The following is a 22582-nucleotide window of genomic DNA, read 5'->3' as shown; positions in this document are numbered from 1 at the left end:
AAGTTTCCACAGAAACAATTTAACTATATACCATTTTAAAATCATTTTTTCATATTTACAAGTGAGAAAAACATGTTAAAATAAATTTAGTTTCCAAGGAAACCAAATTACAAGGAGGTTAACATAATGAAAAAATCCAAACTACATTTCATTTTATACGTTGTCTGTATGAGTGCCTTACTCGGTTCCTTCGCTCAAAATATTTACACACCTATCTTGCCTATGATTCAAGCTTCTTTTCACACTTCTCTTTATCTAGTAAATTTAACAGTTTCACTATTCACATTCGTTCTTGCAATTATGCAGCTCATATATGGACCTTTAATTGATACAAAAGGGAGAAAATCTGTCCTTATCCCTAGTTTAATCATTAGTACAATTGGTTCAATCGGATGTGCTTTTTCGGCGAACGTTTATTTATTTCTATTTTTTAGGGCTGTTCAAGCTATAGGAATAGCAGCTATCCCTGTAGTTGCAGCAACAATTATCGGTGATTTATTTGAAGGAAAAGAGCGCGGAGAAGCGATGAGCCTGTATCAAATGTTACTTGCTCTCGCACCGGCAATTGGCCCTCTTATAGGTGGTTATCTCGGCAGTATAAATGGCCATTTATCCGTATTTTTGTTTTTATCTACACTTGGCGTCCTCTTATTAATTATAAATATTTCACTACTTCCAGAAACAAAACCAAATGTAATGAAGCAACCGCAAGCAAAAAAGAGTTACTGGTTTATCTTAAAAAATAAAACTGGATTTTCTATTACTCTTATTGGCTTCATTCAATTTTGTATTTACTTTTGCTTCCTCGTTTTTTTACCGAGTATTTTAACAAATTCATTTCACTTAACTGCAAGTAAAATTGGTCTTATATTTGTACCGATGTCCCTTTCTATTATGTTAGGAAGTTATTGCTACAAGCTTTTGCAAAAACGCCTCACAACAAAGCAAGCTTTATTCATCACTAGTTTCTTCAATATTATATGTGTCACTTTATTCTCTTTCACATATAGCATCAATATTCCATTCATCATTATCGTTACATCTTTATACGGTTTTAGTATGGGACTTTCTATGCCAACTCACACTACTTTATTAACGGAAGAATTCGTACAAGAACGCGCAACTGCTATCGGTATGTACAACTTCATCCGCTATCTCGGTATGGGCACAGGGCCACTTGTAGGTGGATTTCTTGTATTTAATCAAAATTACTTTTGGATTTTCTTCCTAGGTGCAATTACATTTCTATTTATCATTTTATACGCAATGAAAATGCTACGTTTTCAGGGTGTACAAAAAGCAGAATAGAGACCTACAAATGGTCTCTATTCTAAACTCTTTGATCCGCAACGATATGAATATCAATATACTTCGTTTCTCTCATAATTTCATTTACAATTGAACCTTTTCGTATTTCTTCCCAACGTGTTCTTGCCGATTGCCCAAGTAAAATTTGTGTTACTTGTAGTCTTTTCGCGACTTCAATAATAACATCCGCTGGCTTTCTTCCTTTTGTCTCTTCTAAAACAAAACTCGCATCAAATTGATTCGTTAGCGACTTCCACTCTTCAATCGTTTGCTTTTTCCCTGCTGAAAGGGACTCTATATTCTCTCTTTCAACATTTAATACATACAATTCAGCATTTAACCGATCCGCCATACGCCATCCCCTTCTTATCAACTTCTCTGCTGTTGAACTGTATTGTACACAAACGAGAATTTTTTCTTTCACGCCAATCGGTTCTATAACGGTTTGGCTAATTTTCTCGTCCATATCATCGGCAACTTCCCGAAGCGATAATTCTCTTAGTGCTCCTAAATTATTAAGCGTAAAAAAATTTTTTAAGCTTTGCTCTATTTTTTCTTCCTTATATATCTTTCCGTCTATTAATCTCTTTCTTAATACTTCGGGCGTTGCATCAACGAGCTGAATTTCATTTGCTTTTTGTAAAATAAAATCTGGGATACGTTCTCTTACTTTTACATTCGTAATTTGAGCAACAATGTCATGAACACTTTCTAAATGCTGAATATTAAACGCTGATAAGACGGATATACCAGCATCTAGCAATTCCTGTACATCCATATAACGTTTCTTATTTTTAGATCCAGGAATATTACTATGTGCAAGTTCATCCACAACAACTACTTGCGGTGCACGTTTTATTATTCCTTGCACATCGAGTTCATAAAATACTTTCTCTTTATAATCTATTTCTTTTAAAGGAACCTTTTCTAAATCAGCAATTGCGTCTTCCGTCTCTTTTCTCCCGTGTGTTTCAATTAAACCAATTACAATATCCATACCGTCCTTTTTCATCTCTCTCGCATCAAGTAGCATTTTATAACTTTTCCCTACTCCTGGAGCCGCTCCTACGTATAGCTTTAACTTCCCGCGGTTTTGCTGACGAATATATTCTAAATACTCTTCTGGCGTTCGCCTTTGAAACGTTGGTTCATAGTCATCCGCATACAAAACACTCACAACCTTTCTTTTGAAACAACACTACCTCAATCCGTTAGATTGAGGTAGCACTGTTACTATTTCATTAATTTCTGTAATTCTAAGTTTAATTTTAAAACGTTCACGCGATCTTCTCCAAATAAACCAAGTGCCGCACCTTCCGTTTGATCCTTAATCAATTGATTTAGCGTTTCTTTCGGAATATTCGTCAATTTCGAAATGCGCTCTACCTGGATGGAAGCTGCCTTCGGACTAATATCGGGATCAAGCCCTGAACCTGAATTTGTCACTAAATCGATCGGCACCTCTGTAACTGGAACAGTGGGATTTTGTTTCTTCCACTCTTCAATACTTTTCTCTACTCGTTTCTCTAAATCTGGATTAGACGGTGCATAGTTATTTGAACCAGATGCTTCTGCTTTATATTCAATACTAGAAACACGCCCATGAAAATAACGTGGATCTGTGAAATTTTGACCGATTAATTTAGAACCAATCACTTCATTTTTATCATTATATATTAGACTTCCATCCGCATTATCCTTCATTACTGCTTGTGCAATACCAGTTACAATAAGCGGATATACAAGGCCGCACAACACTAAAAATGTAAAAGTAATCCGGATGATTGGTGATAGTATACTTTGTTTCTTCGCCATCTTTTTCCCCTCTTCCTTATATGAACAAGCCGACAATTATATCAATTACTTTAATTCCAATGAACGGTACAATAACCCCGCCAAGTCCATAAATAAGTAGGTTTCGGCCAAGTAGTGCATTCGAACTCATCGGTTTATATGCGATACCTTTCATCGCCAATGGAATGAGTAATGGAATAATAACTGCATTAAATAGTAATGCTGATAAAATCGCTGACAGTGGTGATGTTAGTTTCATAATGTTTAATGCTTCCATTTGCGGAATTGCAAGTGTAAACATCGCTGGAATGATAGCGAAATATTTCGCTATATCATTCGCAATACTAAACGTCGTTAATGCACCACGCGTCATTAACAATTGCTTACCGATTCCTACAACCTCAATAATTTTTGTCGGGTTCGAATCTAAATCAATCATATTCGCAGCTTCTTTCGCAGCTGTCGTACCACTATTCATCGCTAATCCAACGTCAGCCTGTGCTAATGCCGGCGCATCATTTGTACCATCACCCGTCATCGCTACAAGTTTCCCTTTATCTTGCTCTGCTTTAATAACCGCAATTTTATCTTCTGGTTTACACTCAGCAACGAATTCATCTACCCCTGCTTCTTTTGCAATCGTTGCTGCTGTTAATGGGTTATCACCAGTACACATAACCGTTTTAATCCCCATTTGGCGCAATTGTTCAAAACGCTCACGCATACCAGGTTTTACTGTATCCTTTAAATATATTAAACCGTAAATACGATTATTCACTGCAACTACAAGTGGTGTCCCACCCTCTTTGGAAATGGAATCTGCTTTTTGATTTACATCTTTCGGAATCGTTCCACCTTGTGACCTAACCCATTCAATAATGCTACCAACAGCACCTTTTCTCACTTTCGTTCCGTCCTGTAAATCAACACCACTCATTCTCGTTTCTGCTTTAAACGGAACAAACTCACCTTGTTCTGCAATTTCTCGATTATATGATATAGATTTCGTTTTTACATATTCGATAACTGATCGACCTTCTGGTGTTTCATCTAAAACTGAACTAATCGCAGCCCATTTCCCTACTTGCTCGATCGTCTCGTTTCCTACAGGAAGCAATGTATGTGCCATTCGGTTTCCGAAAGTAATCGTACCTGTTTTATCTAAAATGATTGTATTAATATCACCCGCAGCTTCTACTGCTTTACCCGACATCGCTAACACATTAAACTTTGTCACCCGGTCCATCCCAGCAATACCAATTGCTGATAATAAACCACCAATTGTCGTTGGAATTAAACAAACTAACAACGCGACAAGTACAGCTGTATCAATTTGAAACCCTAAATAGTTTGTAAAAATCGGTAACGTCACAACAACGATTAAGAAAATAAGCGTTAAGCTCGTTAATACTGTATTTAAAGCAATCTCATTCGGCGTTTTTTGACGAGCAGCCCCTTCTACTAACGAAATCATTTTATCAATAAATGATTCACCAGGATTACTCGTAATGACAATCGTAATCTCATCACTGACGACCATCGTACCACCTGTTACGGAACAAAAATCACCGCCCGCTTCTTTTATGACAGGAGCGGATTCCCCCGTAATCGCAGATTCATCAACAGACGCTAACCCTTTTATGACTTCCCCATCACTTGGAATCATTTCTCCTTGTTTTACAATAACAACGTCACCTTTTCTCAAATCAGTTGCTGAAACTTGAACAATGTCTCCATTTTCTTTTACAACATTTGCAAACACATCTTTCTTCGATTGTTTTAAAGAATCGGCTTGCGCTTTCCCCCGCCCTTCCGCTAACGCTTCTGCAAAGTTAGCAAATAAAACTGTAAATAATAGAATGAGAGAAACTGTTATATTAAACCATCCTGGTACACTACTAGAGTGACTTGGAAGAAAAGATAAAATGAACGTAATGATAAATCCAATTTCTACAACGAACATAATCGGATTCTTTATCATGACTTGCGGATTCAATTTCGCAAAGGATTGTTTCATCGCATGTTTCACGATATCACGATCCATCGTTTTCGCTTGTCTAACTTCATCTTCTACAGCATGTATTTGTGACTCATTTACTCTTTTTTCTTTTACTACTACCGGTCTCATCATTTACCCTCCATTACTTCAATGTAAGAAATTCTGCAATTGGACCGAGTACTAACATCGGGAAGAATGTTAATGCACCGACAATTACAATTGTTCCGATGAAAATGCCGCCAAACAAACTATTGTCCGTACGGAACGTTCCGACTGTTTCTGGTACAACCGTCTTTTCTTTCAATGAAGCTGCAACAGCTAGCATCGTAATTAAACTGAAATAGCGTCCTAAAAACATAACTAAACCAGTTGTAATATTCCAAAACGGTGTATTATCCGCTAATCCTTCAAATCCAGATCCGTTATTCGCAGCTGACGATGTATATTCATATACCACTTGCGTCAAACCGTGGAAACCGGAATGCGAAATAGCATCCGTTCCTAAACTTGTTGAAAGAGCTAATGCTGAAAACCCTAAAATAAGCAGTGGATGAAATAGTATCGTTACCGCAATTAATTTCATTTCCTTCCCTTCAATTTTCTTACCTAAAAACTCTGGCGTCCGTCCAACCATCAATCCAGATATAAAGACTGCGATAATCGCATACATAATAATGTTCACAAATCCTGCTCCAACGCCGCCGTATACTGTATTTAGCATCATATTTACGAGTGGTACTAACCCGCCAATTGGTGTTAACGTATCATGCATCGTATTAACAGCCCCTGTTTCAGCAGCTGTCGTTACTGTTGCGTATAGGGAAGAAAATACTGTTCCAAATCGTACTTCTTTTCCTTCTGTACTGCCTTGTACATGTTCGATACCCATTCCATTTAACGCTGGATTTCCATGTAGTTCAGATGTCGTAATCGTTATAAACCCTAGTAAAAACACCATGAATAGTGATACGAAGAGGATACGACCTTGTTTTTTATTTCCTACCATTCGTCCGTACGTAAATGGAAGTGCTGTTGGCAATAACATCATAAGCATCATTTGCAAAATATTACTCATTTGTCCTGGATTTTCAAAAGGATGCGTAGAGTTTGCTCCGAAAAATCCACCGCCGTTATTTCCAAGTTCCTTAATGGAAACGAATGATGCAACAGGCCCGCGTAATATACTTTGTTTCGCGCCATCAATCGTTTGTGCTGTAACGGCCCCGTCTAACGTTTGTGGTACACCAAGTGCGACAAAGATTAGTGCCGCAATAAATGCGATAGGAAGAAAAACTCTCGTTAGTGCTCTCGTAAAATCAACGAAAAAGTTACCAAGTTCTTTTCCAGCGAGCCCTCTTATAAATGCCATAACGAGTGCTAACGTCGTTGCCGGTGCTGCAAACATTAAAAATGTAATTCCGATTAATTGTGATAAATAAGATAAACCATTTTCACCGCTATAATGCTGTAAGTTTGTATCAGCCATAAAACTAATTGCTGTATTAAAAGCGAGCGTAGGCTCCATTCCTTCAATGTGTGCTGGATTTAATGGCAATACTCCTTGTAGTCTGAAAATGAAATATACGACAACAATCATAAATCCATTTAATAAAACTAATGACAATGCGTACTGTTTCCACGGTTGATTGTATTCTTTTACACCCGTAATTTTAAAAATAAGTTTTTCAAAAGGCCCGAATACTTTATCTAACTTTTTACTACCCTGAAAGGCTTTCTCTAAATAAACTCCCGTTGGCTTTGCCACAAGAATAAACAACAGCATTGTAATAACAACTGCGACCCAGATCATAATGAATGACTCCCCCTAATTAAAACTTTTCCGGATTTAATAATGCATACACTAAGTACACCGTAATTGCTGCAACAATAACCGATAAGGCAATCGTCATGATTGCTTCCCTTCTTTCACAACTTTATCTGACCAACTTGCAAGACTTGCCATCAATGCGACTAACACAACAAAAATTCCGATCATTACAACATCTAACATAGCTACCCTTCTCCTTTTTGTAAAAATTTACCATTAAATAATCAAAAAAAGAACACTAAGCTCTACTTAGTGTTCGAAATGAACAACACAAAGTAAACCTCCTCTCTAAACGCTTACGAGGTTAGCTGTCGGATTCGGGCCTAAAGAGTAGCCCTACTTTCAAAACTGAAAGATTCACCCCAAGTGACGATGCACAAAATTGGTTCCCCCGCTCCATTTCTGGAACTCAGCGATTTTAGGTTTTTTTGGAAATTTTATGAATGATTTATGAGAGTAAATATACTCCTCTATATTTAACTTGTAAAGAGCTAAATTACTGAAAATAAGAAAATATCCATCCATTTAAACGCTTACATCGAGTGTTATTAATATTCTTTCATCTATTTTCTCGTCTTTTCTTTCATTTTCATAGAAATGATCTTTTAAATACGAAATAAAAAGAGCGAATGACATAAAGTGCATAGCTTGTTGCACTTAGCATTCGCTCTTTTTTCATTCACTATTTATTCTCCTCGTAAAAAAGCACGTAAATTTCTCCCGCGAATATAAACTTGTGACAATTCTGCATGTAGCTGCTCATATTCGATAACATCTGTTTTTAAATATAAAGCGTCTTTTGATGGCAATATGATATAGGGCCTTGGAAAAATAGGATCAAGCACCACCAATTCTTGAACTCGATCTACTGATACCGCCCAACGATTCGCTATATCTCCTAATAACAACACCTTCATCTTCTTTTCCCCCGCCCTATTCAAAAAATAAAAAAGAAATATTATCACAATTTGTAAACACGACAAATGTAGCTCCAATTGTTTCATAGAGCCTTGCTGGATATCGTTTATTCCTTGTAACAACAGTAATAGGTGCTTGAAAAGAAAAGCGAATGTGTTCTGTAAAGAAGCTAACGATTGGCAGCTCATCACCTAGTAAAATCACCTTCTTAATACACTCACAAATACTAGTAAAATCCTGCGCCTTACTACAGCTATAAGTCCAATCAAACCCACAATTCCTAACTTCAGCCGCTATCTCTTCACTTGCTGTAAAAATAATTAACTCATGTTGAAATGCTACTAAATCTCTTAAACTATTTACCTTGCTTTCTTCTCCAACACAAATAAGTGTTAGTTCCACGTACCTCATCCTCCTTAGCATAAAAGAACTCAAACATAGATTGATATTCCCCTATACTAATCAGATCGATGAAGTGATGTATCCATCATGGCACCGTCCTCTCTCAAGACGCTTACGAAGTTAGCTGTCGGATTCGGACTTTGAGAGTAGCCCTACTTTCAAAATTGAAAGATTCACCCCTAGTGACGACGCACAAATTGGTTCCTCCGCTCCATATAATTGGACTCAGCGTATTACAAAAATATATTCTGGCTGATATATTACTCCTTTATTTGGAAAAAGTAAACAGAAAAAAAGCCAGTTATACAACTGACTTTTTCTTACTTACGCATGCGCTTTATTCACTTTATAAGCAAAATGATTCGTCGGCCCATGACCACTTCCAATATTCAATGGCTCTTCAATTGCTATACTAATAAATCGTTTCGCTTCTTGAACTGCCTCTTCAATCGAGTAGCCTTTCGCAAGTCCTGCTGTAACCGCTGAAGCAAATGTACACCCGCTTCCGTGTGTTTGCTTTGAAGGAATTCGTTCACTTCTAAATTCAATAAACGTTTCTCCATCAAAGAGTAAATCAATTACTTCATTACCTTGATATGCTGCATGTCCGCCCTTCATAAGCACGTATTTCGCACCTAATTCATGCAGTACTTTCGCAGCTTCCTTACTATCTTCAACATTATGAATTTCCATTCCAGTTAACACTTCTGCTTCAGGAACATTCGGCGTTACAACGGTTGCTACTGGTAATAAATATTCTTTTAATGCTTGTACTGCTTCTTGTTGTAATAATGATGCACCACCCTTAGCAATCATAACAGGGTCTAGTACAATATTATTCCAGCCAAATTTATTAATATGTTCTGCAACGATTTGAATAATTTCGCTGCTAAATAACATTCCTAGTTTCACAGCATCTGGTGTTAAATCCGTACCAATTGAATTCAGCTGTTCCGTAATACCTTCTAATGGAACTGGATATACCCCTTGAACGCCAAGCGTATTTTGAGCAGTAATTGCCGTAATAGCCGTCATTCCGTATACACCGAGTTCTTGGAATGTTTTTAAATCTGCTTGAATGCCGGCACCGCCGCCGCTATCAGACCCTGCAATTGTTAAAGCTTTATTTACTTCCATCCCACTCATCCTTTTCTATCCAAAATAGCGATGATAAATTGTTTTTGCTTCGCTTATATCTTTCGTTCCATGTACAAGTACACGACCATCTTTAAAAGCAACTAATCTCTTTTCTTCTACAGAAAATGATAATAAATATGGATTTATATTTAAATCATTCACACGATCATTCAGCAGCTTTTTGTACCTCTCAAAATCCATTTCTTCTTTATGAGGTGGTCTAATTTGAACTGTATTTCTCCCGCATAACACCGCTGTTTTTGATGTGTTTTCTTTATTTAAATACGGATATAATGCATTCTCTCCGCACGAAGGACAATTATGCTTACGAAGCTTTTGCACATTCATACATGAGTATTCATTCTTCCATACATCAAATGATACAAGTCCATCTCGAAGTGAATCATAATCTTCTACCAGCAGTTTAAGAGCCTCCGTTACTTGATGAGAAACGACGAGAGATACAGCAGGTGATATAATCCCCGCTGTATCACATGTCGCCCCGCCAAGCGGAATCGATTGTAGTAAACATGATAAACATGGCGTCTTACTAGGAAGAATTGTGTAAGAAAGGCCGTAACTCCCTACACATGCTCCGTAAATCCATGGAATAGAATATTTTTGCGCTATATCATTTACAATGAAACGCGTTTCGAAATTATCAGTTGCATCAATAATTACATTAACGTTTGTAACAAGTTCTTCTAACTCCTCAGCTGTTACATCTTGAACGAGAGCTTCTATTCTTACTTCACGATTAATTTCTTCTAGACGTTTTTTTGCCGCTACAGCCTTCGGAAGATTATTTTCCACATCACTCTCTGCATACAATTGCTGCCTTTGTAAATTACTCCAATCGACATAATCCCGGTCAACAATCGTTACTGCGCCTACACCAGCTCTTACAAACATCTCTGCATTTGCACTACCTAATGCACCTGCACCGATAATGAGTACATGCTTTTCTCTTATCTTTCGTTGCCCTTCTTCTCCAATTGGAGAAAATAATTCTTGGCGAGAATATCGATTATTCAACTACGCTCATTCCTTCTAAAGGACTACTTGCTGTTGCACAACGTTTACGTGCAATACGACCTGCCTCAAATCCTAAACGGCCTGCCTCAATACCTAATTTCATTGCCTGTGCCATTTTAATAGGATCTTTTGCTCCTGACACAGCAGTATTTAATAACACACCATCAGCTCCTAATTCCATCGCAAATGCTGCATCAGCTGGACTACCAATACCAGCGTCAACTATAACTGGTACTGTCGCTTGTTCAATAATGAAGCTTAAATTTAACGGATTTACAATACCAAGCCCTGATCCAATCGGTGATGCTCCTGGCATAATTGCATGCACACCTAGTTCTTGTAATTTACGTGCTAATACAACATCATCAGATGTGTACGGAAGTACGATAAATCCTTCTTCTAATAACATTTCAGATGCTCTTAATGTTTCTACCGGATCAGGTAATAACGTTCTATCATCACCTATAACTTCTACTTTAATCATGTCGCAAAGCCCTGAAGCTTTTGCTAATTTTGCAATACGAACAGCTTCTTCAGCATTTTTTGCTCCAGCTGTATTCGGTAATAACTTATATTTTTTCACATCAAGTTTCTCTAATAAATTTGGCTGCTTTGCATCAAATATATCCATACGACGTACTGCGAACGTTAAAACCTCCGCCTCAGATACATCAATTGCCTTTTGCTGCACATCAAAATCAGGGAATTTTCCTGTTCCTAATAAAAGTCTAGAATGAAATGAAAATGGTCCAATGTTTAACATAATCAACCGCCTCCTACGAAAGTTACAATCTCAATTTGGTCTCCATCAAAAACAGATGTATCTGTATGATCATCTTTTTGTAAAATATCTTTATTACGCTCTACTACAACAATTCTGTTTTCCAACTCTAAATGTGTAAGTAGCTCAGCTACTGTTTTTACACTCTCTGGCACTTCAATTTGATTACCATTAATTTTCAAATTCAAACTTCCAGCCCCTTTCTAAACTGTTTTCGAAAGCAATGAATCTAGCAAGTGATTCGCCTGCTTTCCTTCTATTAAATCCGCCATATACTGACCAGAAACAGGGCTTAATAAAATGCCGTTTCGATAATGGCCCGTACAAGCATATAAACCTTTTATCTCTTCATGCTCTCCCATATAAGGAGCTTCGTGATTCGATTGTGGTCTTAACCCTGCCCATGCGCTTTCCCACTCTGCTTCTTTTAAAGCTGGCACTATTGTATACGCGCGCTCTAATATAGAAGTAATACTTTCCGGTTGCACAGTTTTATGAAACGTATGAGGCTTCATCGTTGCTCCAATTACGTAACGTCCGCCGCGCTTTGGTGCAATGTAAAATCTTTCTTGGAAAATAGGCGCCTTTAAAAGTGGTTTTCTACTTCTTACCGCAACTACTTCTCCTTTAACTGGATATGTACCCCATTCGCGATGAAAATAACCTAGTAACTTCGTGCTCCATGAACCACCCGCAATAACCACTTTTTCACATGTGATAATACCTTCGCTCGTCACAATCCCAGTCACTTTATTATTTTCAATACGAATATCAAACACTTCTGTCTGTTCATATATATCAGCACCCGAAAATGATGCAGAATGTGCGAATGCTTTCGTAAGCTCTGGTGCAATAACATGACCATCTTTCGGATAATATACAGCACCTATAATTGACTTAGAAAGAAATGGTTCTTTCTCTCGTAAACGATCTCCCGTTAGAAAGTAAGAATCTTCACCTGTTTTCTGCTGCCAATCCATAATGCGAAGAATTCTTTCCTTCTCATTTTCATTTTGAGCAATGCGATAAATGCCTTTCTCTTCATATCCAATATCGATGCCTGTTTTTTCACGTAAAACTTCTGCAAGTTGTGGAAATATAGCACGGCTTTCTCTAGCAAGTTCAAATAGCGGATCATATTCATCCCATTCTGCCTGAACCCCAAGTAAACCAGCAGCTGCTTTCGAGGCTTCAGATGCAATTCTTTGCTTCTCTACAATCGCTACTTTATATCCTCTTTCTGCTAGAAAATGTGCAACTGAACTACCAATTACACCACCGCCAATTATCGCTACATCATACTTCTTACACATGTTTTTCCGCCCACTTTCTTATTGAGTCCTTATAAGACTTCGCTTTGTTATACGGGTTACTACTACTTATAATCCCAGACATAACAGCAATACCACTGACGCCGTTAGTAAGAACATCCCCGGTGTTTTCCGTGGTAATTCCTCCAATTGCTGTAATCGGTATGGATAAACACTTTGCAATGTTTGAAATTTCTTCAAGCCCTCTCGCTGGCACACCCTTTTTGCAATCTGTCGGAAATACATGACCATAGACAAGTGAATCCGCTCCATTCTTAAATGCATCAATCGCCTCTTCTAAAGAATGCACAGAATAACCGACATGCAAATAAGAAAACTTTTCTTTCACTGACCTTACATCTGCGCTTCGATATCCTAGCTGCACGCGCGGGATGTTTAATAAAATAGCAATATCAATTCGATCGTTTATCACTATTTTCGATGCTGGAAAGCCTTTCTTCAAAAGACTTTCCACACCTTCATACAATTCCTTCGTACTTTTCTCACGCTCACGAATATGCAAATAATCAATCTCACTTTCAATTTGCATTGCTATATTCACTAACTCTTCGAATGACATGTGACCATTTGAGATTACATGAAGCTCATTTTTCATATTCATTCGCCTACTTTAAAATGTTTTCGAATAACTCCTCGGCCGGAACGATTTCTTTCGTCATTCCTTTATCTTTTAGCCATTTATTTTGTTTCTCCCATGACTCTTTTGAATCCGATAAGAATGGCTCATCTTTCGTTTCCATCTTCTCTAATAAAATTTTCATACTTTCTTTTTCAACTTCTGGTACAAGCGGGAAGTTTTCTTTTTCTTGATGATTTAATAAAATATTTAATGCTTCATCTGGGTTTTTCTTCATGAAATCATAGCCTTTTTTCGTACCACGTAAGAAGGCTTGCAACGCTTCTTTATCTTTTTTCAACGTTTTATCACCTGTTACAAATACAAGTTCATGATAATTCGGTACACCGTAATCTGCTGGGTTAAAGTATGCTGGTTCATGACCTTCATGGCGCATAACAGGTACTTCATGGTTAATGTACGCCCCTGTTACCGCATCCACTTTTTTCGTAATTACTGCTGGTACTAAATCAAAGCCAACATCGACTACTTTCACTGTATCTGGATTACCACCAGCTTCTTTTATCATCGTTTTTAAATACATCTCACTTAAAGGTGTTCCAGAATATCCAACTGTTTTCCCCTCTAAATCTTTTGGCGATTGAATGCCCGCTGACTTCAGCGATATAACATGATTTAATGGTGAACGTACGACAGCTCCAATTGATTTCACTGGAATTTGTTCATTTGCTTTTGCCATAACAACATCTGGCTGATAATATAGGCCCACTGTTACTTTTCCTGCAGCTGCTAAAGTTAATGGGTCAGTCGGGTTGGAAGGGAATTTAATATTCACCTTTACTCCTTCTTCTTTAAAGTAGCCTTTTTCAATAGCCGCATAAATAAAGCTATGTACCGCATTTGGATACCAATCAAGCATGACCGTTATTTCTTTTTCTTTTTTACTCTTCTCTGATGCCGAATTACTAGAACATCCAGCGATCATTGCAACTAATAATGTAAACACAAAGATGCGTTTTAATAATTTCATGAATGCTTCCTCCAACTAATAAATTTCTTTTCTAATACCGAAATAAGTATGACGAAGAAAATAGCTAATAATGATAACAATACAATGGGTGCAAATACACCTGCTCCGTCTAACTGCGTCATCATTCTTTTACTGAAATATCCTAGCCCAGCTTGTGCACCGAGCCATTCACCAATTGCTGCTCCAATCACACTAAGCGGAACTGCAATTTTTAAAGCTGAGAAAAAATAAGGAAGAGCAGATGGCAACTTTAATTTAAGAAAAACATCTTTTTTCGTTGCTCCATACGTAACTAAGAGCTCCTCCCATTCTTTTTTCGTACTGCGTAGTCCATCATACGTATTGACCGCAATTGGGAAAAACGTAATTAAAACCGTAACAACGACCTTACTCCAAATTGTATATCCAAACCATAAAACGAAAAGCGGAGCAAGTGCTGTAATAGGAATTGTTTGTGAAGCGACTAATAATGGATAAAATGCTCTCTCCATCCAATTACTCGCATTCATTAACATCGCTAGCCCTACCCCAAGTACGATAGAAATAGCCACCCCTATTAAAACGACGGATAAGGTTGCCGGTAAATGAACCGTAAATAATATATCTTTTAGTTTCCATATCTTCACTACAATTGCAGACGGTGACGGTAAAATGTACATTTCATCTACAATTCTTGCCCCTACTTCCCAAAGGGCAAGTAAAATACTAGAAAGTGTAAGAGCAGGTAATAACTCCTTCAACCGGTTCATCATACGAGTACCTGCCTTTGTAACATACTAAGAAGCTCATCTTTCAGCGCTAACACTTCCGGCTTATATAAATCTTTTCTTGTCCGGTTACAATCAAGCGGTACAATCCTCTCGGTTAAAGTAGTTATCGGTTGATTTTCTACAACGAAAATTCGATTAGAAAGAAATAATGCTTCTTCCACATCATGAGTGATAAACAAAATTGTTTTTTCCCACTCTTTCCATTGTTCAAACAACCATTCTTGCAAAGATGCCTTCGTTAAAGCATCTAGCGCGCTAAACGGTTCATCTAACAGCAATATCTCCCCGCCTGTTAATAAAGTTCGGATAAAGGATACGCGTTGCCTCATACCACCAGATAAATCTTTCGGATATTTAGTCTCATACCCTTGTAATCCAAATTTATGTAGCAGTTCCTTTGCCTTTATTTGTGCTTCTTTCTTCTGTACACCTTGGCACTCTAGCGGCAGAGCAGCATTCTCAATAATCGTTCTCCACGGCAGGAGCATATCTTTTTGGGGCATATACCCTACAGGATGGCTCTTCGTTTCTGTCAGCTCTATCTGACCAGTACTTGCTTCTTCTAAACCTGTAATAAGGCGAAATAAAGTACTTTTCCCGCATCCACTCGGTCCGATAATACTTACAAACTCTTTATCTTGTATAGAAGCATTTAATTCATTGATGATTGGTTTCTCATCATAATGAAAAGAAACATTATGAAACTGTAGTATGTTCTTGCTCCTCAAATCCCCACATCTCCTTACGGTAGGACATATCCCAGAATAAATATTCAAATCGACTGGAATATAGGAAAATCTCCTCTAATCGATCTAGCTCTTTGTCAGACTTTCCAACTGCCATTTCATTTAATAAATCTATTAACCAAATACAAAGGTTACCGTATTCTTCAGAACTATATCCTTGAATCCACTCACCAAAAAACTCATGATCTCTTGCTCCAGGAATATCATTTAAACGCTTTCCAATTTCCCAATAGCTCCACATACATGGAAGAAGTGCTGCTATTAATTCCGCAAGTGTGCCATTTTGAGATACAGACATCATGTAATTTGTATAAGCTAAATTTTTAGCAGATGGTTTTGCTGACTCTATCTCCTCTATAGAAATTCCAAGTCTTTTTGCATACTGTTTATGGATCGTCATTTCTCCATTTAATATTCCATCAATTTGTTCAGCGAATTTCCCCATTACTTGTGGATTCGTTGCCTTTACAACACCAATCGCATATAGCTTTGCATAATCTAACAAATATAAATAATCTTGAATAATATAATACTGAAACTTATCTTTTTCTAACGTGCCATCCCCCATACCTACTACAAACGGATGATTATGACTCATCTCCCAAACTGGTTGTACAGTTTCTAATAATCTATCGCAAAATTTCATTTCCCTATCCCCTTCCGGTATGTGTATATAAATAAAAAACCACTTCTAAATAAGAAGTGGTTACAGCAAACAAAATTATAATTTATTCGTTGCTCCACTTCCCTTCGCTAGTATTACCTAGATCAGGTCTGTAAGGGTTAAGGATTATTCCTCTCTCAGCACAACAAGCACCCCTAGTGGTTCAATATGAAATTTTCAAATAAAAAAGCCCCGTTTCTATACGCAAAGAAACGGGGACTCATTATTAGTGTCCGAATTGCTTCCCTACGCTAGCATAATCTAGATCAGGTAATGAAAAGGATCAAAGGCTTACGGCCTACTCTCAGCTGGCAACACCAGCTCTCCTAGCAAACTATGAAATTAACACTGTCAGTATAACACCGTAATAAGACATCATCAACTGTTTTAATTTTCTCAATTATCAACAAAATAACAAAGCTATATAATACTTATATTCTATGTTAGAAATTATTATCCTAATTAATTAGGTAAAAAGGAATCATTATCCTCAAAAAATTTATTTTTATATTGATTTCATATTACATTTATGTGAATAAACCCACTATATTATATCTTTATACTATAATAAAATTACAACTATACAACTAGAGGAGGTCTCTATTATATGAATATGAAAGCTACTGCTTTAACAGCAACTACTGTCGCAATTGCTTCTTTACTTCCTTCTATGGGAGAAACAAATGTACAAACAGCCAACGCTGAACAATTATCTAATGTGAAAACTGGATATGTAAAAGTCGATCAGGTAGCCTTACATACAAAAGATAACGCAAATAGCTCATCAATTGATACAATTCGCTTTAATACGAAGGTGAACATACTTGAAACAACTAATGGTTGGTATAAAGTATCTGTTAATAATAAAGTAGGTTACGTACAAAAAGATTCTATTCTACTAAAAAACAAACTTCAATCTAATAATCAATATATCGTTAATGCCAATGCATTAAATGTTCGATCTGAACCTAATTTAGAATCTTCAATTTTAGATGTATTACCAAATGGAAAATTCGTTACCATTCAAGAAGAACAAGGCGATTGGTATAAAATTTTACATAATGGCAAAACAGGTTACGTACAAAAAGCATTCGTTTCTAATGGTTCACAGCCTTTAGTAAAAGGTATCACAGTTCAAAATAATACAAAATACACAGTTGCAACACCTAAACTTAATGTACGTAGCACCGCTAGTACAAGTAGTGCACTACTTGGTTCATTACAAAATGGAACACAACTACAAGTAGTGGAAACTGTAGGAACTTGGTATAAAATTCGTTTTGGCACAGGATACGGATACGTGGCAAAACATTATGTAGTGCAAAATCAAGCACAAGTTCAAAAAGCCCAAACTGCTTCCATTCCAGCAGTTTTCAAATTCCCTACTCAAGGAAGAATTAGCTCAACCTTTGATATGCGTTGGGAACAGATGCATTACGGTATAGATATTGCAGCTCCAGGTAATGTCTCTATCCAGGCGGCGGCTGCAGGCAAAGTTGTGAAATCATATTATTCAGCTAGCTATGGCAATGTTGTGTTCATCGCCCATCAAATAAACGGGAAATTATATACAACAGTCTATGCTCACATGAAAGATCGCACTGTACAAGCTGGTGATCAAGTACAAGCTGGACAATTAGTAGGTCATATGGGAAACACAGGTCATTCATACGGGCAACATCTTCATTTTGAATTACACAATGGAGAATGGAATTTTGAAAAAACAAATGCAGTAAACCCACTGCCATATTTAGTTAGGTAAATTGTATGTCACGCAATATCAATATACCTCTCTTAATTGAATACTTAGCCTTTTTAGGTTTAATCTGTTGTTTAATCATTTACAATACAAATACTGTATTTTTATCTATTATCATTGCTTTTGTTGCTTTAGAAATTATGATGGAATCTTTTCAAGTTCAACTTAAACAAAAAATTGCCCATATTTATAATGCCATCTTTCTATTAAGTGCCCTAATAGCAAATATTATTAGTAATGGTTTTTATTTATCTACCGTATTTCCTGTATTTTTTATGGCTGTTTTATTATTCATAGCTAGATACATTCATGTTCCTACTAACAAAAAACACGAACAAGAAGCTTAGAAAGAGGAGACACTTTGTACCAATCTTTCAAAGATAATCCGATAAAATATATATTGAATTTATATGCAAAAATAAATAGTTTTTTTGGTATACAAGGAAGTTATACTGCACAATTTCTCCTTTATGGCATGTTATTTCTCGTCTTAATTACGTTCTCCTTGCTTTACTAATAAAAAAAGGATCTCACATAAACTTGAGATCCTTTTTAATTTATATAGAAAATGCTCTTTATCCGCAAGCATATTTTTCATAAATAAAACTAAGATTATATTTTTTTTCTAAGCTCATTCTTTGCTCATCGTCACACCAATAGAACAGAATATCGTGAATCGTTGCATAACGTTTATTTTTAAGAAATAGTTTAAAGAATGATGGTAAACAATCATGTAATTGTATAAATATATAATTGCGTAATATTTCTTCTTTATATTCAATGCCCTTACAAATATACAATAATTCTTCACAATAATATGCATGTTGTGGAACTTGAATCATTTCGAAAAATGGCACATATGATAATAACTTTCCGATAAAATGATCATATCGATCCATTATTCCTATCGTCATATGCTCCATCATTTCTTTCATTACATATAAATAATCATCTACATGAGTAGTTTTCAATGGGTCTAATCGATCTGAAATTTGAGAAAGTACAGCTCTTTGACAAGCTAACACCGCTTGACTAGGTCCATAATATGATAGGAAGTCTGTACATTTACGATATTTTCGTAATAAGTCATGTGTGTATAAGTCATACACAAACGTATTACAATACATCGCTAGACTCATCATATCACTATTCAATTGTTCTTTTGATAGTAATTTAGCTCTCTTACACATATAAAAGAATGTAAATTCCAATACTTCTTTATGAGATAATAGATGTTTACAATTCGTTATACATTTCTCATTAAATTTAACTCTATCCCAAATTTCTACATCCCCATCAGTCAATTCACCAATACGATATTTAATAATTAAATAGTTTAAAGCAACCGCTTGCGTCAAAAGATCCCACGTTTCATATTCCAATGAAGTATGAACAAACTCAGATAGTCCTTGAGTTACCATAAAAGTATTTGCTTCTTCATACCAACCAATCTCTTGGCATAAACGAAGAATACGTACTAAAGTTGGAATTTCATCTTTATGAAACTGCGGTAAATTCTTTACTTTATTCATTCCATATACGATAAATGAAGCTAAATTTTCTTCTTTATAAAATTCTTTTTCTTTCCAAACTAATATAGTCCGTTCTTTCCCTTCACCTTTTGGATGACAAGGTACAAGCAAAGAAAATAATTCAGCGAAATTATTTGGCTCTATATATGTATCTGTAACCAAATTCCAATTTGGATCGCGCTGTATAGCCCTCATATAATTCCCCTTCCCTTTTATCTACATAGGAAATATTAATCCATTATTACATCATTAACAATAAATATTGCTATATTCAAAATTTTTCATAATACTTATATCTATCAGTATATCATTTTTTCTCTTATTTAAAATTAAGAATGACAAATTTAAATAAACTGTCGAAATTACTAACTATACACTTATTATATAATGGCTCAGATACATCATGCTAACATATTAGTTTAATCCATATATACTAGAATAATGCATCTGATTTTTATACGTAACTTATCCCACTAATGAAAGTCTCTCTTCATTCCGTATGCTCCGAAATTTCACTTAAAGCAAATCCAGCTTGATCATCTGCCGATTCTCTTATAGCTAAATCACCTAGTGCTAGCATCCCAACCAGTTGACCACCCTCAACTACTGGTAATCGTCTAATTTGATACTGTGCCATTAACTCTGTAGCTTTTTCAATAGAATCATCTGGAGAGACTGAAACAATGTTTGTTGTCATTACATTTGTAATTTTATTAGATCCAGGATGTTTCTCAGCAATCCCTCGAACAACTAAATCTCGGTCCGTAACAAGCCCAACAACTTGTTCATTTTCAACAACTGGAATCAATCCAATCGATTCTTCTTTCATCTTTACAGCAGCCTCATATACATTGTCTAGCGGTGTACAATGTACAATATGAGTACTCATAATATCTCTCACTCGTGTCATTTTTGTCTCCTCCTTTTTATACATACCATAGCTTTTCCTAAATCCCTTTATTTATTTCAGGAAAATCAGTTGATAAAGGAGGATTCTACAAAATAAAAAAGAGTCAGCAATATGCTGACTCTTTTTTTATGACCCGTACGGGATTCGAACCCGTGTTACCGCCGTGAAAGGGCGGTGTCTTAACCACTTGACCAACGGGCCATGGCTCCGCAGGTAGGACTCGAACCTACGACCGATCGGTTAACAGCCGATAGCTCTACCACTGAGCTACTGCGGAATAATATATATGGTGGGCCTAAATGGACTCGAACCATCGACCTCACGCTTATCAGGCGTGCGCTCTAACCAGCTGAGCTATAGGCCCATATACTTTAAACAGGGGCAGTAGGAATCGAACCCACACTGGAGGTTTTGGAGACCTCAGTTCTACCTTTAAACTATGCCCCTAAAGGATGCCGACTAGAGGACTTGAACCCCCAACCTACTGATTACAAGTCAGTTGCTCTACCAATTGAGCTAAGTCGGCATAAAAAAATGGTGGCTCGGGACGGAATCGAACCGCCGACACGAGGATTTTCAGTCCTCTGCTCTACCGACTGAGCTACCGAGCCAACATAAATGGCGGTCCCGACCGGGGTCGAACCGGCGATCTCCTGCGTGACAGGCAGGCATGTTAACCACTACACCACGGGACCATTTGGTTGCGGGGACAGGATTTGAACCTGCGACCTTCGGGTTATGAGCCCGACGAGCTACCGTGCTGCTCCACCCCGCGACAATATAATGTTTTTAAAAAATGGAGGAGGTAGAGGGATTCGAACCCCCGCGCGACTCTCGCCGCCTGTCGGTTTTCAAGACCGATCCCTTCAGCCGAACTTGGGTATACCTCCATGAAGGAAAAAATAAAAAATTTATTATTATATGTATCTAAACCATTTAAAAAGAAAATGGAGGAGGTAGAGGGATTCGAACCCCCGCGCGATTCTCACCGCCTGTCGGTTTTCAAGACCGATCCCTTCAGCCGAACTTGGGTATACCTCCGAGACATATAATAAATAAAGTGGAGCCTAGCGGGATCGAACCGCTGACCTCCTGCGTGCAAGGCAGGCGCTCTCCCAGCTGAGCTAAGGCCCCATGTTTTTGGGAATATCGGGAAGACAGGATTTGAACCTGCGACCCCCTGGTCCCAAACCAGGTGCTCTACCAAGCTGAGCCACTTCCCGTAAATAAAAGCGCGCCCGAGAGGAGTCGAACCCCTAACCTCTTGATCCGTAGTCAAACGCTCTATCCAATTGAGCTACGGGCGCATATGGTGCCGAGGGCGGGGGTCGAACCCGCACGGTGGTCACCCACCGCAGGATTTTAAGTCCTGTGCGTCTGCCTGTTCCGCCACCCCGGCATGTCATATTGAAAATTGGAGCGGAAGACGGGATTCGAACCCGCGACCCCAACCTTGGCAAGGTTGTATTCTACCACTGAACTACTTCCGCAAGACATGTTTGAGTTATTTTATTAAAAGTGCGGGTGAAGGGAGTCGAACCCCCACGCCAAAGGCGCTAGATCCTAAGTCTAGTGCGTCTGCCAATTCCGCCACACCCGCATATTTATTTAAAATGGTGAGCCATGAAGGATTCGAACCTTCGACCCTCTGATTAAAAGTCAGATGCTCTACCAACTGAGCTAATGGCTCTTAATGGCTGGGCTAGCTGGATTCGAACCAGCGCATGACGGAGTCAAAGTCCGTTGCCTTACCGCTTGGCTATAGCCCATTAATTAAGAATGGTGGAGGGGGGCAGATTCGAACTGCCGAACCCGAAGGAGCGGATTTACAGTCCGCCGCGTTTAGCCACTTCGCTACCCCTCCGACATATATGGTGGAGGATGACGGGATCGAACCGCCGACCCCCTGCTTGTAAGGCAGGTGCTCTCCCAGCTGAGCTAATCCTCCATTTTGCCTGGCAACGTCCTACTCTCACAGGGACAAGGTCCCAACTACCATCGGCGCTAGAGAGCTTAACTTCCGTGTTCGGTATGGGAACGGGTGTGACCTCTCTGCCATCA

Annotated in this window: 23 protein-coding genes, 20 tRNA genes, 1 rRNA gene and 4 riboswitches; of the genes, 3 read left to right on the top strand and 41 right to left on the bottom strand. The window is 37.7% G+C overall.

The window, feature by feature from the left end:
• The first annotated feature begins 126 nt into the window (after window positions 1-126).
• Entirely contained in the window at window positions 127-1308 is a 1182-nt protein-coding gene (locus ACTFOB_RS06960) for an MFS transporter (protein WP_440028322.1), read from the top strand.
• Between the two features lie 22 nt (window positions 1309-1330).
• On the opposite strand, the gene kdpDN is transcribed toward ACTFOB_RS06960, so the two are convergent.
• From kdpDN to tenA, 18 genes are all read right to left on the bottom strand, one after another.
• Window positions 1331-2485 (bottom strand): KdpD-like non-kinase potassium sensor, encoded by a 1155-nt coding sequence (kdpDN, locus tag ACTFOB_RS06955; RefSeq protein ID WP_440028319.1) that lies wholly within the window; start codon window positions 2483-2485, stop codon window positions 1331-1333.
• A 56-nt stretch (window positions 2486-2541) separates the two neighbouring features.
• The gene (gene kdpC / locus ACTFOB_RS06950; RefSeq protein WP_440028316.1) at window positions 2542-3123 is read right to left on the bottom strand and encodes a K(+)-transporting ATPase subunit C; all 582 of its coding nucleotides are present in this window, start codon (window positions 3121-3123) and stop codon (window positions 2542-2544) included.
• 16 nt (window positions 3124-3139) lie between these two features.
• Window positions 3140-5230, bottom strand: a complete 2091-nt coding sequence (kdpB, locus tag ACTFOB_RS06945) for a potassium-transporting ATPase subunit KdpB (RefSeq protein ID WP_440028313.1) — start codon at window positions 5228-5230, stop codon at window positions 3140-3142.
• A 13-nt stretch (window positions 5231-5243) separates the two neighbouring features.
• Window positions 5244-6911 (bottom strand): potassium-transporting ATPase subunit KdpA, encoded by a 1668-nt coding sequence (gene kdpA / locus ACTFOB_RS06940; RefSeq protein ID WP_440028310.1) that lies wholly within the window; start codon window positions 6909-6911, stop codon window positions 5244-5246.
• A gap of 19 nt (window positions 6912-6930) precedes the next feature.
• On the bottom strand, window positions 6931-7011 hold the full coding sequence (gene kdpF / locus ACTFOB_RS06935; protein ID WP_000150656.1) for a K(+)-transporting ATPase subunit F: 81 nt from the start codon (window positions 7009-7011) through the stop codon (window positions 6931-6933).
• Entirely contained in the window at window positions 7008-7112 is a 105-nt protein-coding gene (locus ACTFOB_RS06930; RefSeq protein ID WP_440028308.1) for a signal peptide protein, read from the bottom strand. The genes kdpF and ACTFOB_RS06930 overlap by 4 nt, the downstream gene beginning before the upstream one ends.
• Before the next feature lie 96 nt (window positions 7113-7208).
• A riboswitch (cyclic di-AMP (ydaO/yuaA leader) is annotated at window positions 7209-7354 on the bottom strand.
• Between the two features lie 261 nt (window positions 7355-7615).
• Complete coding sequence (locus ACTFOB_RS06925; RefSeq protein ID WP_048526269.1) at window positions 7616-7846, bottom strand: hypothetical protein; 231 nt, start codon at window positions 7844-7846, stop codon at window positions 7616-7618.
• Between the two features lie 16 nt (window positions 7847-7862).
• Complete coding sequence (locus tag ACTFOB_RS06920; protein WP_440028302.1) at window positions 7863-8249, bottom strand: hypothetical protein; 387 nt, start codon at window positions 8247-8249, stop codon at window positions 7863-7865.
• 93 nt (window positions 8250-8342) lie between these two features.
• Window positions 8343-8490: riboswitch (cyclic di-AMP (ydaO/yuaA leader) on the bottom strand.
• Window positions 8491-8573: 83 nt separating this feature from the next.
• Window positions 8574-9395 carry a bifunctional hydroxymethylpyrimidine kinase/phosphomethylpyrimidine kinase gene (gene thiD / locus ACTFOB_RS06915; protein WP_440028300.1) on the bottom strand — a complete coding sequence of 274 codons (822 nt, stop codon included), beginning with the start codon at window positions 9393-9395 and terminating at the stop codon, window positions 8574-8576.
• A 6-nt stretch (window positions 9396-9401) separates the two neighbouring features.
• On the bottom strand, window positions 9402-10421 hold the full coding sequence (locus tag ACTFOB_RS06910; protein ID WP_440028298.1) for a thiazole biosynthesis adenylyltransferase ThiF: 1020 nt from the start codon (window positions 10419-10421) through the stop codon (window positions 9402-9404).
• The gene (thiG, locus tag ACTFOB_RS06905) at window positions 10414-11184 is read right to left on the bottom strand and encodes a thiazole synthase (RefSeq protein ID WP_440028293.1); all 771 of its coding nucleotides are present in this window, start codon (window positions 11182-11184) and stop codon (window positions 10414-10416) included. The genes ACTFOB_RS06910 and thiG overlap by 8 nt, the downstream gene beginning before the upstream one ends.
• Window positions 11185-11186: 2 nt before the next feature.
• Window positions 11187-11390 carry a sulfur carrier protein ThiS gene (gene thiS, locus ACTFOB_RS06900; RefSeq protein WP_001049508.1) on the bottom strand — a complete coding sequence of 68 codons (204 nt, stop codon included), beginning with the start codon at window positions 11388-11390 and terminating at the stop codon, window positions 11187-11189.
• Between the two features lie 15 nt (window positions 11391-11405).
• Window positions 11406-12515: a glycine oxidase ThiO gene (gene thiO, locus ACTFOB_RS06895; protein WP_440028290.1), complete on the bottom strand. Its 1110-nt coding sequence runs from the start codon at window positions 12513-12515 to the stop codon at window positions 11406-11408.
• A complete protein-coding gene (gene tenI / locus ACTFOB_RS06890) occupies window positions 12508-13128 on the bottom strand; it encodes a thiazole tautomerase TenI (protein WP_440028287.1) in 621 nt (206 codons plus the stop codon). The genes thiO and tenI overlap by 8 nt, the downstream gene beginning before the upstream one ends.
• A 10-nt stretch (window positions 13129-13138) precedes the next feature.
• Window positions 13139-14140, bottom strand: coding sequence for an ABC transporter substrate-binding protein (locus ACTFOB_RS06885; RefSeq protein WP_151631620.1), 1002 nt, complete (start codon window positions 14138-14140; stop codon window positions 13139-13141).
• Complete coding sequence (locus ACTFOB_RS06880) at window positions 14137-14889, bottom strand: ABC transporter permease (protein WP_440028540.1); 753 nt, start codon at window positions 14887-14889, stop codon at window positions 14137-14139. The genes ACTFOB_RS06885 and ACTFOB_RS06880 overlap by 4 nt, the downstream gene beginning before the upstream one ends.
• Window positions 14889-15638, bottom strand: coding sequence for an ABC transporter ATP-binding protein (locus tag ACTFOB_RS06875; RefSeq protein WP_440028283.1), 750 nt, complete (start codon window positions 15636-15638; stop codon window positions 14889-14891). The genes ACTFOB_RS06880 and ACTFOB_RS06875 overlap by 1 nt, the downstream gene beginning before the upstream one ends.
• Window positions 15607-16302, bottom strand: a complete 696-nt coding sequence (gene tenA, locus ACTFOB_RS06870) for a thiaminase II (RefSeq protein WP_087957401.1) — start codon at window positions 16300-16302, stop codon at window positions 15607-15609. Before tenA ends, ACTFOB_RS06875 begins: the two co-directional genes overlap by 32 nt.
• An 82-nt stretch (window positions 16303-16384) precedes the next feature.
• Window positions 16385-16487, bottom strand: a riboswitch (TPP riboswitch).
• A gap of 59 nt (window positions 16488-16546) precedes the next feature.
• A riboswitch (TPP riboswitch) is annotated at window positions 16547-16658 on the bottom strand.
• A 269-nt stretch (window positions 16659-16927) separates the two neighbouring features.
• Between tenA and ACTFOB_RS06865 the strand changes: the two genes are divergently transcribed.
• Window positions 16928-18082: an SH3 domain-containing protein gene (locus ACTFOB_RS06865; RefSeq protein WP_151631622.1), complete on the top strand. Its 1155-nt coding sequence runs from the start codon at window positions 16928-16930 to the stop codon at window positions 18080-18082.
• Between the two features lie 5 nt (window positions 18083-18087).
• Window positions 18088-18426 (top strand): hypothetical protein, encoded by a 339-nt coding sequence (locus ACTFOB_RS06860; RefSeq protein ID WP_151631623.1) that lies wholly within the window; start codon window positions 18088-18090, stop codon window positions 18424-18426.
• A gap of 228 nt (window positions 18427-18654) precedes the next feature.
• On the opposite strand, the gene ACTFOB_RS06855 is transcribed toward ACTFOB_RS06860, so the two are convergent.
• The 23 genes from ACTFOB_RS06855 to rrf form a co-directional block, all read right to left on the bottom strand.
• Window positions 18655-19806, bottom strand: a complete 1152-nt coding sequence (locus tag ACTFOB_RS06855) for a DUF3965 domain-containing protein (protein WP_440028279.1) — start codon at window positions 19804-19806, stop codon at window positions 18655-18657.
• A gap of 295 nt (window positions 19807-20101) precedes the next feature.
• Window positions 20102-20521: a CBS domain-containing protein gene (locus tag ACTFOB_RS06850; RefSeq protein ID WP_440028276.1), complete on the bottom strand. Its 420-nt coding sequence runs from the start codon at window positions 20519-20521 to the stop codon at window positions 20102-20104.
• Window positions 20522-20650: 129 nt separating this feature from the next.
• Window positions 20651-20722: transfer RNA gene (locus tag ACTFOB_RS06845), tRNA-Glu, on the bottom strand.
• A 1-nt stretch (window position 20723) separates the two neighbouring features.
• Window positions 20724-20798 (bottom strand) — tRNA-Asn (locus ACTFOB_RS06840).
• 10 nt (window positions 20799-20808) lie between these two features.
• A tRNA-Ile gene (locus ACTFOB_RS06835) sits at window positions 20809-20885 on the bottom strand.
• A gap of 12 nt (window positions 20886-20897) precedes the next feature.
• Window positions 20898-20968: transfer RNA gene (locus ACTFOB_RS06830), tRNA-Trp, on the bottom strand.
• Between the two features lie 6 nt (window positions 20969-20974).
• Window positions 20975-21047 (bottom strand) — tRNA-Thr (locus ACTFOB_RS06825).
• 9 nt (window positions 21048-21056) lie between these two features.
• Window positions 21057-21132, bottom strand: a tRNA-Phe gene (locus tag ACTFOB_RS06820).
• 8 nt (window positions 21133-21140) lie between these two features.
• Window positions 21141-21216: transfer RNA gene (locus tag ACTFOB_RS06815), tRNA-Asp, on the bottom strand.
• Between the two features lie 3 nt (window positions 21217-21219).
• Window positions 21220-21296: transfer RNA gene (locus ACTFOB_RS06810), tRNA-Met, on the bottom strand.
• A 22-nt stretch (window positions 21297-21318) separates the two neighbouring features.
• Window positions 21319-21411 (bottom strand) — tRNA-Ser (locus ACTFOB_RS06805).
• A gap of 58 nt (window positions 21412-21469) precedes the next feature.
• Window positions 21470-21562, bottom strand: a tRNA-Ser gene (locus ACTFOB_RS06800).
• Between the two features lie 20 nt (window positions 21563-21582).
• A tRNA-Ala gene (locus tag ACTFOB_RS06795) sits at window positions 21583-21655 on the bottom strand.
• A 15-nt stretch (window positions 21656-21670) separates the two neighbouring features.
• A tRNA-Pro gene (locus tag ACTFOB_RS06790) sits at window positions 21671-21744 on the bottom strand.
• A 10-nt stretch (window positions 21745-21754) separates the two neighbouring features.
• Window positions 21755-21828, bottom strand: a tRNA-Arg gene (locus ACTFOB_RS06785).
• Window positions 21829-21831: 3 nt separating this feature from the next.
• Window positions 21832-21920 (bottom strand) — tRNA-Leu (locus tag ACTFOB_RS06780).
• Window positions 21921-21936: 16 nt separating this feature from the next.
• Window positions 21937-22011: transfer RNA gene (locus tag ACTFOB_RS06775), tRNA-Gly, on the bottom strand.
• Window positions 22012-22040: 29 nt separating this feature from the next.
• Window positions 22041-22121, bottom strand: a tRNA-Leu gene (locus ACTFOB_RS06770).
• Between the two features lie 14 nt (window positions 22122-22135).
• Window positions 22136-22211, bottom strand: a tRNA-Lys gene (locus ACTFOB_RS06765).
• A gap of 4 nt (window positions 22212-22215) precedes the next feature.
• Window positions 22216-22290 (bottom strand) — tRNA-Gln (locus ACTFOB_RS06760).
• An 11-nt stretch (window positions 22291-22301) separates the two neighbouring features.
• Window positions 22302-22385 (bottom strand) — tRNA-Tyr (locus ACTFOB_RS06755).
• 8 nt (window positions 22386-22393) lie between these two features.
• A tRNA-Val gene (locus tag ACTFOB_RS06750) sits at window positions 22394-22469 on the bottom strand.
• 5 nt (window positions 22470-22474) lie between these two features.
• Window positions 22475-22582 (bottom strand): 5S ribosomal RNA (gene rrf, locus ACTFOB_RS06745); the annotation flags it as partial.

The sequence above is a fragment of the Bacillus cereus group sp. MYBK79-1 genome, from assembly GCF_051915365.1.
In the GTDB taxonomy this organism is placed as follows: Bacteria; Bacillota; Bacilli; order Bacillales; family Bacillaceae_G; genus Bacillus_A.
The sequence above is the reverse complement of the archived record's forward strand: the minus strand, read 5'-3'. Positions and strand labels throughout refer to the sequence as shown.

What these genes read in the sequence shown, in the direction of transcription:
- ACTFOB_RS06960 (WP_440028322.1), top strand. Translation starts at nt 127, where the DNA reads ATGAAAAAATCCAAACTACATTTCATTTTATACGTTGTCTGTATGAGT.
- ACTFOB_RS06850 (WP_440028276.1), bottom strand. Translation starts at nt 20,521, where the DNA reads ATGACACGAGTGAGAGATATTATGAGTACTCATATTGTACATTGTACA.
- thiG (WP_440028293.1), bottom strand. Translation starts at nt 11,184, where the DNA reads ATGTTAAACATTGGACCATTTTCATTTCATTCTAGACTTTTATTAGGA.
- thiO (WP_440028290.1), bottom strand. Translation starts at nt 12,515, where the DNA reads ATGTGTAAGAAGTATGATGTAGCGATAATTGGCGGTGGTGTAATTGGT.
- tenA (WP_087957401.1), bottom strand. Translation starts at nt 16,302, where the DNA reads ATGAAATTTTGCGATAGATTATTAGAAACTGTACAACCAGTTTGGGAG.
- kdpF (WP_000150656.1), bottom strand. Translation starts at nt 7,011, where the DNA reads ATGACGATTGCCTTATCGGTTATTGTTGCAGCAATTACGGTGTACTTA.
- ACTFOB_RS06880 (WP_440028540.1), bottom strand. Translation starts at nt 14,889, where the DNA reads ATGAACCGGTTGAAGGAGTTATTACCTGCTCTTACACTTTCTAGTATT.
- ACTFOB_RS06885 (WP_151631620.1), bottom strand. Translation starts at nt 14,140, where the DNA reads ATGAAATTATTAAAACGCATCTTTGTGTTTACATTATTAGTTGCAATG.
- ACTFOB_RS06865 (WP_151631622.1), top strand. Translation starts at nt 16,928, where the DNA reads ATGAATATGAAAGCTACTGCTTTAACAGCAACTACTGTCGCAATTGCT.
- ACTFOB_RS06860 (WP_151631623.1), top strand. Translation starts at nt 18,088, where the DNA reads ATGTCACGCAATATCAATATACCTCTCTTAATTGAATACTTAGCCTTT.
- ACTFOB_RS06925 (WP_048526269.1), bottom strand. Translation starts at nt 7,846, where the DNA reads ATGAAGGTGTTGTTATTAGGAGATATAGCGAATCGTTGGGCGGTATCA.
- kdpC (WP_440028316.1), bottom strand. Translation starts at nt 3,123, where the DNA reads ATGGCGAAGAAACAAAGTATACTATCACCAATCATCCGGATTACTTTT.
- kdpB (WP_440028313.1), bottom strand. Translation starts at nt 5,230, where the DNA reads ATGAGACCGGTAGTAGTAAAAGAAAAAAGAGTAAATGAGTCACAAATA.
- kdpA (WP_440028310.1), bottom strand. Translation starts at nt 6,911, where the DNA reads ATGATCTGGGTCGCAGTTGTTATTACAATGCTGTTGTTTATTCTTGTG.
- tenI (WP_440028287.1), bottom strand. Translation starts at nt 13,128, where the DNA reads ATGAAAAATGAGCTTCATGTAATCTCAAATGGTCACATGTCATTCGAA.
- ACTFOB_RS06855 (WP_440028279.1), bottom strand. Translation starts at nt 19,806, where the DNA reads ATGAGGGCTATACAGCGCGATCCAAATTGGAATTTGGTTACAGATACA.
- thiD (WP_440028300.1), bottom strand. Translation starts at nt 9,395, where the DNA reads ATGAGTGGGATGGAAGTAAATAAAGCTTTAACAATTGCAGGGTCTGAT.
- ACTFOB_RS06930 (WP_440028308.1), bottom strand. Translation starts at nt 7,112, where the DNA reads ATGTTAGATGTTGTAATGATCGGAATTTTTGTTGTGTTAGTCGCATTG.